General features: G+C 70.6%; 12 protein-coding genes and 1 pseudogene. 9 read left to right on the top strand and 4 right to left on the bottom strand.

What is annotated here, in order from left to right; all coding sequences use genetic code 11:
• The first annotated feature begins 61 nt into the window (after positions 1 to 61).
• From OG379_RS27920 to OG379_RS27910, 3 genes are all read left to right on the top strand, one after another.
• The gene (locus OG379_RS27920) at positions 62 to 1171 is read left to right on the top strand and encodes a sensor histidine kinase (protein WP_405668675.1); all 1110 of its coding nucleotides are present in this window, start codon (positions 62 to 64) and stop codon (positions 1169 to 1171) included.
• Positions 1168 to 1899: a response regulator gene (locus OG379_RS27915; RefSeq protein ID WP_405665735.1), complete on the top strand. Its 732-nt coding sequence runs from the start codon at positions 1168 to 1170 to the stop codon at positions 1897 to 1899. The genes OG379_RS27920 and OG379_RS27915 overlap by 4 nt, the downstream gene beginning before the upstream one ends.
• A gap of 74 nt (positions 1900 to 1973) precedes the next feature.
• Positions 1974 to 3176 (top strand): serine hydrolase domain-containing protein, encoded by a 1203-nt coding sequence (locus tag OG379_RS27910; RefSeq protein WP_405665734.1) that lies wholly within the window; start codon positions 1974 to 1976, stop codon positions 3174 to 3176.
• Between the two features lie 3 nt (positions 3177 to 3179).
• Here the strand turns inward: OG379_RS27910 and OG379_RS27905 are convergent, their stop codons facing one another.
• Together OG379_RS27905 and OG379_RS27900 are read right to left on the bottom strand one after the other, a co-directional pair.
• On the bottom strand, positions 3180 to 3686 hold the full coding sequence (locus tag OG379_RS27905; protein ID WP_393763959.1) for a hypothetical protein: 507 nt from the start codon (positions 3684 to 3686) through the stop codon (positions 3180 to 3182).
• 63 nt (positions 3687 to 3749) lie between these two features.
• Positions 3750 to 4913 carry a spermidine/putrescine ABC transporter substrate-binding protein gene (locus OG379_RS27900; protein ID WP_405665733.1) on the bottom strand — a complete coding sequence of 388 codons (1164 nt, stop codon included), beginning with the start codon at positions 4911 to 4913 and terminating at the stop codon, positions 3750 to 3752.
• On the opposite strand from OG379_RS27900, the gene OG379_RS27895 reads away from it, so the two are divergent.
• A complete protein-coding gene (locus tag OG379_RS27895; RefSeq protein ID WP_405665732.1) occupies positions 4912 to 5088 on the top strand; it encodes a hypothetical protein in 177 nt (58 codons plus the stop codon). The genes OG379_RS27900 and OG379_RS27895 overlap by 2 nt on opposite strands.
• Positions 5089 to 5148: 60 nt before the next feature.
• Here the strand turns inward: OG379_RS27895 and OG379_RS27890 are convergent, their stop codons facing one another.
• On the bottom strand, positions 5149 to 6588 hold the full coding sequence (locus OG379_RS27890; RefSeq protein WP_405665731.1) for a gamma-aminobutyraldehyde dehydrogenase: 1440 nt from the start codon (positions 6586 to 6588) through the stop codon (positions 5149 to 5151).
• A gap of 177 nt (positions 6589 to 6765) precedes the next feature.
• On the opposite strand from OG379_RS27890, the gene OG379_RS27885 reads away from it, so the two are divergent.
• The 5 genes and pseudogenes from OG379_RS27885 to OG379_RS27865 all read left to right on the top strand — a co-directional run bounded on the left by OG379_RS27885 (position 6766) and on the right by OG379_RS27865 (position 11883).
• The gene (locus tag OG379_RS27885; RefSeq protein ID WP_187355837.1) at positions 6766 to 7257 is read left to right on the top strand and encodes an Lrp/AsnC family transcriptional regulator; all 492 of its coding nucleotides are present in this window, start codon (positions 6766 to 6768) and stop codon (positions 7255 to 7257) included.
• Entirely contained in the window at positions 7242 to 8621 is a 1380-nt protein-coding gene (locus OG379_RS27880; protein ID WP_393763949.1) for an aspartate aminotransferase family protein, read from the top strand. The genes OG379_RS27885 and OG379_RS27880 overlap by 16 nt, the downstream gene beginning before the upstream one ends.
• 310 nt (positions 8622 to 8931) lie before the next feature.
• Positions 8932 to 9585: pseudogene (locus tag OG379_RS27875) on the top strand (ABC transporter ATP-binding protein); the annotation flags it as partial.
• Positions 9567 to 10730 carry a hypothetical protein gene (locus OG379_RS27870; protein ID WP_393763945.1) on the top strand — a complete coding sequence of 388 codons (1164 nt, stop codon included), beginning with the start codon at positions 9567 to 9569 and terminating at the stop codon, positions 10728 to 10730. The pseudogene OG379_RS27875 and the gene OG379_RS27870, both read left to right, overlap by 19 nt.
• 34 nt (positions 10731 to 10764) lie before the next feature.
• A complete protein-coding gene (locus OG379_RS27865; RefSeq protein WP_405665729.1) occupies positions 10765 to 11883 on the top strand; it encodes an LOG family protein in 1119 nt (372 codons plus the stop codon).
• 16 nt (positions 11884 to 11899) lie between these two features.
• Here the strand turns inward: OG379_RS27865 and OG379_RS27860 are convergent, their stop codons facing one another.
• Positions 11900 to 12352 carry an SRPBCC domain-containing protein gene (locus OG379_RS27860; RefSeq protein ID WP_405665728.1) on the bottom strand — a complete coding sequence of 151 codons (453 nt, stop codon included), beginning with the start codon at positions 12350 to 12352 and terminating at the stop codon, positions 11900 to 11902.
• Positions 12353 to 12436 lie beyond the last annotated feature (84 nt).

Raw genomic sequence — 12436 nt, 5'->3', positions numbered from 1 at the left:
CCCTCGTGGGGCCTGGGCCACCGACATCGGCATCGTGCTGCTGGTGCAGGCCGCTGTGACCATGCCGTTCGTGGTGCCCCGCTCGGCCGGTCTGCCGCCGGCGACCTGGGCGGCGTACGGGCTGACGACGCTGACCGTGCTTCCGCTGGTGGCCCGCCGGCGTGCGCCGGTCGCCGTACTGGTCGCGGTGCTCGCGGCCGGCGCCCTGTACAGGTTCACCGTGGACGGCCCGGGTCAGCCCCTTCCGTACACCGGGCTGGTGGCGTTCTACACGGTGGCCGAGCTGTCCCCGCCCCGGCGGCGCCTGGCGGTCGCCGTACTGGTGACGACGGCGGTGTTCCCGTCGGTGGCGTGGAACACCGGTGAGGCCAGGGAGCTGCTGTTCTCACTGTTCGTCTTCGCCGCCGCGTACGCCTTCGGACGGTTCACCCATACCCGTAAGGCGTACATCCGGGCGATGGAGGACCGGGCCCGGCAGCTGGAGGTGACCCACCGGATCGAGGCCGAGCAGGCGGCCGCGCGGGAGCGGGCCAGGATCGCCCGGGAGATGCACGACATCCTCTCCCACGCCGTGAGTCTGATGATCGTGCAGGCGGAGGCCGGCCCGGTGGCCGTGCGCACGGCCCCCGACCGCGCGGAGGCCGCGTTCGACGCCATCTCGGAGACGGGCAGGGACGCGATGGTGCAGCTGCGCCGCATGCTCGGGGTGCTGCGGGAGGACGGTTCCGGAGACGTGCCTGCGCCGCGAGCCCCGCAGCCCGCGCTGGCGGAGCTCCCGGACCTGCTGGACCGGGTCCGCTCCGGTGGCCCGGAGGTCACGTACACGGTGACGGGCCGGCCGCGGCCGCTGCCCCCGGACACCGGGGCCACGGTCTACCGGATCGTCCAGGAGGCGCTGACGAACGTGGTCAGGCACGCCCGTGCGAGCCGTGTGACGGTGGAACTCGACCACTCCCCCGCCGGGCTGACGGTCACCGTGACGGATGACGGGCGCGGCCCGGGCACCACCACGGGCCTGGGGCTGGTCGGCATCCGAGAACGTGCCGCCGCTCACGGCGGGACGGCTCGGGCCGGGGCGGGACCGGGCGGCCGGGGGTTCCAGGTGCTCGTCGTCCTGCCCCTTGATCCCTCGCCGCCCCTTGTACCCTCGGCCGAGGGGGTGGGGAGTTGACGATCCGCGTGGTGGTGGCGGACGACCAGGAGCTGGTGCGCAGCGGTTTCGCCATGATCCTGGACGCTCAGCCGGACATCGAGGTGGTCGCCGAGGCGGGGGACGGTGCGCAGGCTCTCGAGGCGGTGCGCGGACTGCGGCCCGACGTCGTACTGCTGGACATCAGGATGCCTGTCATGGACGGCATCGAGGCCTGCCGGGCGATCAGCGCCCGGAGCGACTGCCGCACGGTGATGCTGACCACCTTCGACTCGGACGAGTACGTCTACGAGGCACTGCACGCGGGTGCGAGCGGCTTCCTGCTGAAGGACGTCCGGCGGGACGATCTGGTGCACGCGGTACGGGTGGTGGCGGCCGGGGAGTCACTGGTCGCACCGTCCGTGGCCCGTCGGCTGATCGCCGAGTACACCTCACGGCCGTCTCCCGGCCGCTCCGCCATGGGATCGGGCCGGCTGGACGTGCTCACCGCCCGGGAGCGGGAGACTCTTCTCCACCTGGCGCGCGGGCTCTCCAACGCCGAGATCGCCGCGGCGCTGGTGGTCAGCGAGCACACGGTGAAGACCCATGTGGGCAATGTGCTGTCCAAGCTGGGCCTGCGAGACCGCATTCAGGCCGTCATCTGCGCCTACGAAACGGGGCTCGTCGCTCCCTCGCCCGAGGGAGGCGCCTCTGCCGCCTCCCCTGCGCGGGGGAGACGGTCTCCCTCCCAGGACCCCTCGCTCGGGTGATCCGCCGGGGACTCCGGATCAACAGGATGGAGCCATCGAGCAGTTACGGACTTCATCTCTCCCGGAGGCATCCCATGAACTCCCGCGCCCGCACACTCCTCGCCGCTGCCCTGGTCCTCGGTATCGCAGCGGGGCCCGCCGCTCCGGCCGCCTTCGCGAACGCCGCCACCGCTCCGCACGCGGCGGGCGCCCGCACGCACACCGTCCCCGAGGCGGACGCCGAAGCCCTGGGCGCGGCGATCTCCGGGCTGCCCGCCGACGACGCCACCGCCGCCCTCGTGCGGGTCGGCGGCACCGACGGCAGCTGGCGTGGGAGCTCAGGGGTGCACGATCTGGTCTCGAACCGTCCGGCCGACCCGGCGGCGCGTTTCCGGGCCGGGTCGGTGACCAAGGTCTTCACCGCCGCCACGGCGCTGCAGCTGGCCGGAGAGCGGAAGCTGGACCTCGACCGCACGGCGAGGCACTACCTCCCGGACCTGATCCCGGCGGCCTACGGCCGGGTGACCGTGCGGCAGCTGCTCGATCACACCAGCGGGATACCGGCGGCGCGGATGCCCGGCAAGACCCTGGAAGAGGCGTACGCCCACCGCTTCGACCTGCACACACCGCGCGGGATGGTCTCCTCGGCCATGGCGCAGGCCCCGGAGTTCACGCCCGGCCGTAGCCAGCACTACCTCAACATCAACTACACGGTGCTGGGGCTGCTCATAGAGAAGGTGACCGGCGACTCGTACGCCCACCAGGTGGGCGAGCGCATCCTGCGCCCCCTGGGCCTGCGCTCCACGTCGTTCCCCGGCACCGACCCGGGGATCCAGGGTCCGCACAACCACGGGTATCAGCTCTTCGACACCCCGGACGGCGGCACGGAGCTGCGGGACGTGACGGTGTGGGGTGTGACCGACGCCTGGGCGGCCGGGGACATCGTCTCGACCACGGCCGATCTGGAACGCTTCACCCGTGCGCTGTTCGCCGGGAAGGTCGTGCGCGGGCCGCTGCTGGAGGAGATGTTCACGCTGCCCGCCTCCTCGGTGCGTACGTACCTGACGGGTGGGCCCGCCCGATACAGCGCGGGGCTGAGCGTGCAGACCTTGGGCGGGCGTGAGGTATGGGGGAAGACGGGAGGCCGCTGGGGCTACAACACGCTGATGGCGGCCACCCGCGATCTCTCCAGAACGCTGGTGTACAGCGTCAACTCCACCGACGCGAAGGGCCAGGACATGAATGCCACGGCGATGGACATCGTGGTGGCGGCCTTCGGGGCCCCTTCGGCCGGGTGAGCGTCACGCCGTCGCGGTCACCGCCTCCAGACGCTTGATCATGCGGCGGACGACGAGCAGCGGGATGACCCCGAACACTCCGAAGGACATGTCGATCACGGTCCACCAGAAGGGGATGTCCCGGATCGGCCCGCAGATCAGGGCGAGCGGGATGATCCCGGCACAGGCGATCATCCCGAACTCGATGACCCAGATGTTGCGGACCGGGTCACGGTAGGGGCCGTAGAAGGCGACCGCGATGACGAGGTGGGCGAAGGCCAGCCAGTCGGTGCCGTACAGCACGAAGGGGTAGTTCGCGTCGGCCTCGTCGAGACCGGTCCTGACCCGGGTGATCCACTCCATCAGGGCCGGGAAGTGCTCGGGGACAGGGGAGGCCGACGACGCCAACAGGCCTTCGGTCCAGTGGAGTTCGGTGACCAGCGGGAAGGCGGTCAGCCCGCTGAGCACCAGACAGACGATGAAGACGACCAACCACACGCGTATGCGCCGCAAGAGGGCTCGCTCGCTCATGGCCGCAGCGTACGCCCATCATGAACACGTTCAAAAATTGGGTCCGGTGCGCTTCGCGGGTGCTCAGAGGCCGACGATGGAGTTCCACTTCTTCGCGTACTCGGTGCGCTCCTCGGAGGTGATGTCACGGGCGATGGCCAGACGTTCGCGCATGGCGTCGTCGGGGAAGATCAGGGGGTCGTCGGCGAGCGCGGCGGTCTCCTCGTCCTTGGCGGAGGCGAGGATGTCGCGTGCGGCCGGGACCGGGCAGACGTAGTTGACCCAGGTGGCCAGTTCGGCGGCCACCTCGGGCTCGTAGTAGTGGTCGACGAGCTTCTCCGCATTGCGCTTGTGGGCCGCGAGGTTGGGGATCATGAGGGACTCCGACCAGAGCTCGGCACCTTCGGCGGGCACCACGAACTCGATGCCCGGGTTGTCGGCCTGGAGCTGGATGACGTCACCGGAGTAGGCCTGACAGGCGAGCACATCGCCGTTGGCCAGGTCCTTGATGTAGTCGTTGCCGGTGAAGCGGCGGATGTGGCGGGACCTCACACGCTTCTCCACCTGCTCGCACATCCGGTGGAAGTCGTCGGCGGTCCAGCGGGTGATGTCGGCCCCGTCGCCCTGCATCAGCAGCGCGAACGCCTCGTCGAGCCCGGACAGCAGCGTCATCCTGCCGCGCAGGTCGTCCGCCCAGAGCTCGCTCGTGTGCCGGATCTCCCGGCCGAGCTTCGCGCGGTTGTAGGCGATGCCGGTGATCCCGGACTGCCAGGGGACGCTGTGCAGCCGGCCTTCGTCGAAGGCGGGCGAACGCAGCTGCGGGTCCAGGTATCTGGCGACATGGGGCTGACGCGCCCGGTCCATCTTCTGCACCCAGCCGAGCCGTACGAACCGGGCGGCCATCCAGTCGCTGATGACGACGAGATCCCGGCCCGTGGACTGGTGGTTCATCAGCGCCGGGCTGATCTTCCCGAAGAACTCGTCGTTGTCGTTGATCTCCTCGGTGTACGTGACGGAGATCCCGGTCCGGCGCGAGAACGCGTCGAGCGTGGGCCGCTTCGACTCGTCCTCGTCGTCGGTGTCGATGTAGAGGGGCCAGTTGGCGAAGTGCAGCGAGTGGTCGCTGTCCGAGCGGTCGGGGCCCGAGCGGTCACCGGGCTCCACATAGGCGGCGGGGACTCCGCAGCCGGCCAGAGCGGCGCCGGCCGCACCCGTGCCGAGGGTGCGGAGCAGGGAACGACGGGACATGAGGTGGTCCGGAATCGAGCGCACCCGCGCAGGATGCCGCTCGGCGGCCACGGCGGACAATGGACCAACCGTCCAGCGCGAGCCGCCGTGCCCGCACACCATGTCCATGACGGACGACGGCGGGGCGGCGTCCGAGCACGTGGACGGCCCCGGGCGAGGGGTCGCGGGCATGTGAGCGGGCACGTGAACGGCCCCGGGCGAGGAGCCCGGGGCCGTGGTCACCGCCGTACCCGGGTCAGCCGTCGAGCGACGTCATGACGTGCTTGATCCGGGTGTAGTCCTCGAAGCCGTACGCGGAGAGGTCCTTGCCGTAGCCGGACTTCTTGAACCCGCCGTGCGGCATCTCGGCGACGAGCGGGATGTGGGTGTTGATCCACACGCAGCCGAAGTCGAGCTTCTTGGACATCCGCATCGCGCGGGAGTGGTCCTTGGTCCACACCGAGGAGGCCAGGGCGTATTCCACGCCGTTGGCGTACTCGACGGCCTGGGCCTCATCCGTGAAGGACTGGACGGTGATGACGGGCCCGAAGACCTCGTGCTGGATGATCTCGTCGTCCTGCCGGAGGCCCGAGACGACGGTCGGGGCGTAGAAGTAGCCCTTGTCGCCGACCCGGTGGCCGCCCGCCTCGACCTTGGCGTGCGCGGGGAGCCGCTCGATGAACCCGCTGACCTGCGCCAGCTGGTTGGCGTTGTTGAGCGGGCCGTACAGCACGTCCTCGTCGTCCGGGAGCCCGGTCTTCGTGTCGGCCGCCGCCTTGGCGAGCGCGGTGACGAACTCGTCGTGGACGGACTCGTGGACCATGACGCGGGTCGCGGCCGTACAGTCCTGGCCCGCGTTGAAGTAGCCGGCGACGGAGATGCCCTCGACGGCCTTGGCGATGTCGCTGTCCTCGAACACGACGACGGGCGCCTTGCCGCCGAGCTCCAGGTGGACCCGCTTGACGTCCTTGGCCGCGGACTCGGCGACCTGCATACCGGCCCGCACCGAGCCGGTGATCGAGGCCATCGCCGGGGTCGGGTGCTCCACCATCAGCCGGCCGGTCTCGCGGTCACCGCAGATGACGTTGAAAACGCCCTTGGGCAGGATCTGCCCGATGATCTCGGCGATCAGCACGGTCGACGCCGGAGTGGTGTCGGACGGCTTGATGACGACGGTGTTCCCCGCCGCGAGCGCCGGGGCGAACTTCCACACGGCCATCATCAGCGGGTAGTTCCACGGCGCGACCTGGGCGCAGACGCCCACCGGCTCGCGGCGGACGATGGAGGTGAGGCCCTCCATGTACTCGCCGGCCGAACGGCCTTCGAGCAGCCGGGCGGCACCCGCGAAGAAGCGGATCTGGTCGACCGCCGGCGGGATCTCCTCCGTGCGGGTGAGCCCCAGCGGCTTGCCCGTGTTCTCGGATTCCGCGGCGATCAGGTCCTCGGCCCGCTCCTCGAAGGCGTCCGCGATCTTCAGCAGTGCCTTCTGGCGCTCGGCGGGCGTCACGTCGCGCCATGCGGGGAACGCGGCGGCCGCAGCGGCCATGGCGGCATCGACGTCGGCCTGCCCGGAGAGCGGCGAGGTCGCGTAGACCTCTTCCGTCACCGGGTTGACCACGTCGATGGTCCGCCCGTCCGCGGCGTCCCGGAACTCTCCGTCGATGTAGTTGCGCAGACGGCGCACCTCGGTGGTCACAACCACCCCTCCTGTCGGCTGTCCGATGGGTGAGACTTCCACCCTAGACCGTTAGGTGACGCTTTCGACATACCCACCCGCCGTGAACTTCGGATTCAGTGTGATTCAGAGTCCCAGACAACGAATTTCATCGATTCGGGCTTGCCAGACAGACGAGGCCCGGTGCAGAGTGGGGGTGTGGCCAGTCGCAGCGCAGACTCCAGGACCGGGAACGGATCGGCACCAGCGGTCGATGCCGTCTCCCTCGCAATCATCGAGCAGCTCCAGGAGGACGGACGCCGGCCGTACGCCGCGATCGGGAAGGCCGTGGGCCTCTCCGAAGCCGCCGTGCGCCAGCGCGTCCAGAAGCTGCTGGACCAGGGCGTGATGCAGATCGTCGCCGTCACGGACCCGCTCACCGTGGGTCTGCGGCGTCAGGCGATGGTCGGCATCAACGTCGAGGGCGACCTCGACCCCGTGGCCGAGGCCCTGTCGGCCATGGCCGAGTGCGAGTACGTGGTGATGACCGCGGGCTCCTTCGACCTCATGGTGGAGATCGTCTGCGAGGACGACGACCACCTGCTGGAGACGATCAACAAACGCATCCGGGCCATACCCGGGGTGCGCTCCACCGAGAGCTTCGTCTACCTCAAGCTCAAGAAGCAGACCTATATGTGGGGAACCCGATAGCCGTGAGCAAGGACCTCAGCCGTACCGCGTACGACCACCTGTGGATGCACTTCACCCGCATGTCGGACTACGAGAACGCGCCCGTTCCCACCATCGTGCGTGGCGAGGGCACCTACATCTACGACGACAAGGGCAAGCGCTACCTGGACGGTCTCTCCGGCCTGTTCGTCGTCAACGCCGGACACGGCCGCCACGAGCTCGCCGAGACGGCGTACAAGCAGGCGCAGGAGCTGGCCTTCTTCCCGGTGTGGTCGTACGCGCACCCCAAGGCGGTCGAGCTGGCCGAGCGGCTCGCCCACCACGCCCCGGGCGACCTCAACAAGGTCTTCTTCACCACCGGCGGCGGCGAGGCCGTGGAGACGGCCTGGAAGCTGGCCAAGCAGTACTTCAAGCTCAAGGGCAAGCCGACCAAGTACAAGGTCATCTCGCGTGCGGTCGCCTACCACGGCACCCCGCAGGGCGCCCTCTCCATCACCGGACTGCCCGCGCTCAAGGCCCCGTTCGAGCCGCTGGTGCCCGGTGCGCACAAGGTGCCGAACACCAACATCTACCGCGCGCCGCTCTTCGGTGACGACCCGGAGGCCTTCGGCCGCTGGGCCGCCGACCAGATCGAGCAGCAGATCCTCTTCGAGGGCCCGGACACCGTCGCCGCGGTCTTCCTGGAACCCGTGCAGAACGCCGGCGGCTGCTTCCCGCCGCCGCCCGGCTACTTCCAGCGCGTCCGCGAGATCTGCGACCAGTACGACGTGCTGCTCGTCTCCGACGAGGTCATCTGCGCGTTCGGCCGCCTGGGCACGATGTTCGCCTGCGACAAGTTCGGCTACGTCCCGGACATGATCACCTGTGCCAAGGGCATGACCTCGGGCTACTCCCCCATCGGCGCCTGCATCATCTCCGACCGACTGGCCGAGCCGTTCTACGAGGGCGACAACACCTTCCTGCACGGCTACACCTTCGGCGGCCACCCGGTCTCCGCCGCGGTCGGACTCGCCAACCTCGACATCTTCGAGCGCGAGGGCCTCAACCAGCACGTCCTGGACAACGAGAACGCGTTCCTGACGACGCTGCAGAAGCTGCACGACCTGCCGATCGTCGGCGACGTCCGTGGCAACGGCTTCTTCTACGGCATCGAGCTGGTGAAGGACAAGGCAACCAAGGAGACGTTCACCGACGAGGAGACCGAGCGCGTCCTGTACGGCTTCCTCTCCAAGGCGCTGTACGAGAACGGCCTCTACTGCCGGGCCGACGACCGTGGCGACCCGGTCGTCCAGCTCGCTCCTCCGCTGATCTCCGACCAGTCGACCTTCGACGAGATCGAGGGCATTCTGCGCGGTGTCCTGACGGAGGCCTGGACGAAGCTCTGACCGACTGACACCGGCTGCCCCGACCAGGGGTTCGGCAGTCATTTCATACGGACCACGCGGCCCGGATGCACCCGTTCGAGTGAGAAGGGGGGCATCCGGGCCGCGTACTGTCCCGACACCTCGCTCCGGCTGCCTAGCGTGCCGAGTGACCGATCGGCTTTTTTCTCGTTGTATTCGTCCCCCCGTACCGGGGACAGGAAATCTGATCCGAACCGAGGTGTACGCCATGGTGGCCCCGCCCGACAACGACGTGATCTGGGCACGTTCCCTGCACCACTCCCACAACGGATCACCGGGGCTCGGCGGTGTCTCCCTCGGTGTCCGCGACGGCGAGGTCCTCGCCGTGTCCGGACCTCGTGGGTGCGGGAAGTCGACGCTGCTGCACTGCCTCTCCGGACAGCTGGTGCCCGAGCAGGGCGAGGTCTGGTTCAACAGCGTGCCCGTCCACACCATGGGCCCCCGGCTGCGCGAGCAGCTCCGCCGGGAGAGATTCGGCTGGATCGGGGCCGAGCCGCAGCTCGTGCCCGAGCTCAGCACCTGGGAGAACGCCGCCCTGCCGCTGCTGCTGCGGGGCGTCTCGCACCGGGCGGCGAAGAAGGCCGCCACCGAGTGGCTGGAACGCCTGGACATCGGCCCGCTCGCAAAGAAGCGGCCGCACGCCCTGCTCCAGTCGCAGCGTCAGCGGATCTCCGTGGCCCGTGCGCTGGCCGGGTCGCCGTCCGTGATCTTCGCGGACGAGCCGACCGCGACGCTGCACCACGCCGAGCGCACACAGCTCCTGCGCACCCTCACGACGGCGGCACGGTCCCACGGGATCACCGTCGTGCTCGCCACCCACGACGCGGAGGTCGCCGGGCTCGCCGACCGCGTGGTCAGCCTGCTGGACGGCCGCCGTGTCACCACCGTCTCCCTGCCCGCCGCGTCCGATACGGAAGGCCGCTCGGCGTGCTCGCTCTCCGTCTGACCCGTGGCTCGCACCCCCTGGTCCTGATGCGGCGGCTGCTCCTCGCCGCGGCGTCGGCGGGCGTGGGCTTCCTGCTCCTGTGCACCCTGGGGTACGCCTCCGGGCACCCGGCGCACGCGTCGAGCTCCGTGCTGCGGCTGCTGTGGTGCGCCGTTCCGCTCGCGGCGACCGTCCAGTTCGCTGTGGCGGTCGCGCGTACGGACCCGAGCACCCGCCCGCGGCCCGGGCTCTTCGCCGCGGGCCTCGGACCGGCGCGTCTGGCCCTGCTGGCCGCGATCTCGACGGCGGTGTCCACCACGCTGGGCTCGGTGGTGGCGCTGCTCTTCTTCCTTCACCTGCGCGGCGATCTGACCGGCCTGCCGTTCGACGGCGGCGCGGCCGAGTTCCTGGGCGCGGGCACCCCGCTGCCCCTCGCCGCGGCTCTCACGCTGCTCGCCCTGGTGCCGCTGGCCTCGTCCGCGGCCGGCGGGCTCGCGCTCCGCTCCAGGCCGGTCGCTCCGTCCGACGCCCAGGAGGCCGAGGAGGACCTCGCGCCCGCCCCGGTGCCGAAGGGACTGCCGTGGGGGGTCGCGCTCACCGCGGCCGGGCTCGCGGTCGAGGCGTACGCGAGCCGGGGCTCGGCGGGCAGCCCGTTCCCGCTGCCGGGCCGGCTCGACTCCACCCCGGCCGCCGTGCTCGCGGGCTGGATCCTCACCGCGATCGGGCTGGCCATGGCGGGGCCCGGTCTCACCTATCTGTGCGGGCGGCTGCTCCAGGCGGTGCGCCCGGGAGCCGTACGGCTGCTGGCGGGCCGGGTCCTGATGGACGAGGCGTGCCGGATCGGCCGCCCGCTGGGAATCGTCTGCGCGGTGCTGTCCGGGGTGATCGCGGCCTCCGTGCTCTACACCGACGGGCCCCGTCCCTTCGGCCCGCTCACCGCGCTCGGCGCCGTACTCGTCATCGGCTGCACCATGGCGACCCTGCTGACGACCGCGCTCGAGGCCAGGCAGGCCCGCGCCCGTACGGCCAGGACGCTGCTGCGGCTCGGCGCCCCGGCCTCCTCGCTCCGCACGGCCGCCGCCCTGCGGGCTCTGGTGCTGCTGGCCGTCTTCGCCCCGCTGACCTGGGCGATCGCGGAACTTGCGGCACTGCCTCTGACGGAGTGACCGCAGCCGCCGGGGCGGTACGTAGCATGGCGGCGTGGAAAATCCGGACGAGAACACCTACGCACCCGGCGTCGAGATCGAGACGCTCACCGCATTCGACCAGGCGGTCGCGGCCGGAACCCTGGCCGGCCACCGTGTCCAGTCCGTCGACCTGACGGACCGGAGCGACGCGCTGCTCGCGACCGGCACCCGGGGCGCGGTCTTCCTCGGCTGCCGCATGGAGCCGCGCGCCGAGGCGAAGATACGCGCGGACGGGGCCTTCGTGTTCCCGCCGGTGCCCGGCCTCCCCTTCGACCCGTACCGCGGACTGCTCTACACCCCCGACGCCCTGTACGAGGGCCTGTCGGAGGGCGGCTACGCCGCCACCCCCGACGCACGGGCGTACGGCTGGTTCCAGCTGACCAGGACGAACGGCGACGTCTTCGCCTCGATGCTGCGGGCGCTCCACGACGACGCTGTCTCCGACGCGCTGGACGAACACCTCGTCGGGGCCCGGGTGGTGGGCGTGATGGGCGGCCACGCCATGGCCCGCGGTTCGCAGGAGTACCGAGGCGCCGCGCGGCTCGGCAGGGAGCTGGCCCGCAGCGGTCTGACCGTGGCGACGGGCGGCGGTCCGGGCGCCATGGAGGCAGCCAACCTCGGGGCGTACGCGGCTCCGCACTCCGACGCGATGCTGCTCAAGGCCTGCGAACTCCTGGCCTCGGCACCGTCGTTCAGCCCGTCGGTCACCGACTGGGCCATGGCGGCCTTCGCCGTACGGGAGCGCTGGCCCGACGGGGGGTCCTCGGTCGCGGTCCCCACGTGGTTCTACGGCCACGAACCGCCGAACGCCTTCGCGGACCACATCGCCAAGTACTTCGCGAACGCGGTGCGCGAGGACGGGCTGCTGGCCCGCTCGACCGCAGGTGTGATCTTCCTGCCGGGGGCCGCCGGCACGGTTCAGGAGATCTTCGACAACGCGACGCCGAACTACTACGAGTCGCGTTCCGCGCCCACGCCGATGGTCCTGGTCGACCGCGCGCACTGGACGGAGAAGCTGCCCGCCTGGCAGCTGCTGAGCGCGCTCGCGGCTGACCGGCCGATGGAGTCCCGTATCGCGCTGGTCGACACGGTGGAGGAGGCGGCCGGGGCGCTCGCCCGGCTGACGGGCTGACCCCGCTCCGACGGGCTCAGCCGGCGGCGAGCCGGGCGTCGAGGGCGTCGAAGAACGCCTCCCAGCCGTCCTCGGCCGCCGCGTACTGCTCGTGGGTGAGATGGCCGCCTCGCTGCTGGAAGACCATCTCGGTGGACTTCCGGCTCTTCTCCGTGAAGGTGACCGTGACGGTCTCGCCCTCGATGCCGTCGGGTGCGCTCCTGTCCTTGAGCGTGAACACGAGCCGCTCGGGGGCGGACACCTCCTGGTAGACGCCGTGGAAGGGCATCTCCGCCCCGGGCACCACGATGACCAGGCTCCACTCACCGCCGGGCGTGACATCCATCGACACCCGGTCGAGCGGCACGTCCGCGTCGCCGCCGTACCAGGCGGCGAAGTCCTCGGGGTCCGTCCAGGCTTCGAATACACGGTCGCGGGGAGCCGCGACGACGCGGGTGATGTCGATGCCCTCGCGGGCTGACCGCTTCATGGCCCCTGCTCCTTCCGGACGGTTCCCGTGTCCAGGGGATCACGCCCCGAGAAGCGCCGCCAGCCGGTCGTACGGCGCGTCGGG

Source organism: Streptomyces sp. NBC_01166, assembly GCF_045039765.1.
Classification (GTDB): domain Bacteria; phylum Actinomycetota; class Actinomycetes; order Streptomycetales; family Streptomycetaceae; genus Streptomyces.
The sequence above is the reverse complement of the archived record's forward strand: the minus strand, read 5'-3'. Positions and strand labels throughout refer to the sequence as shown.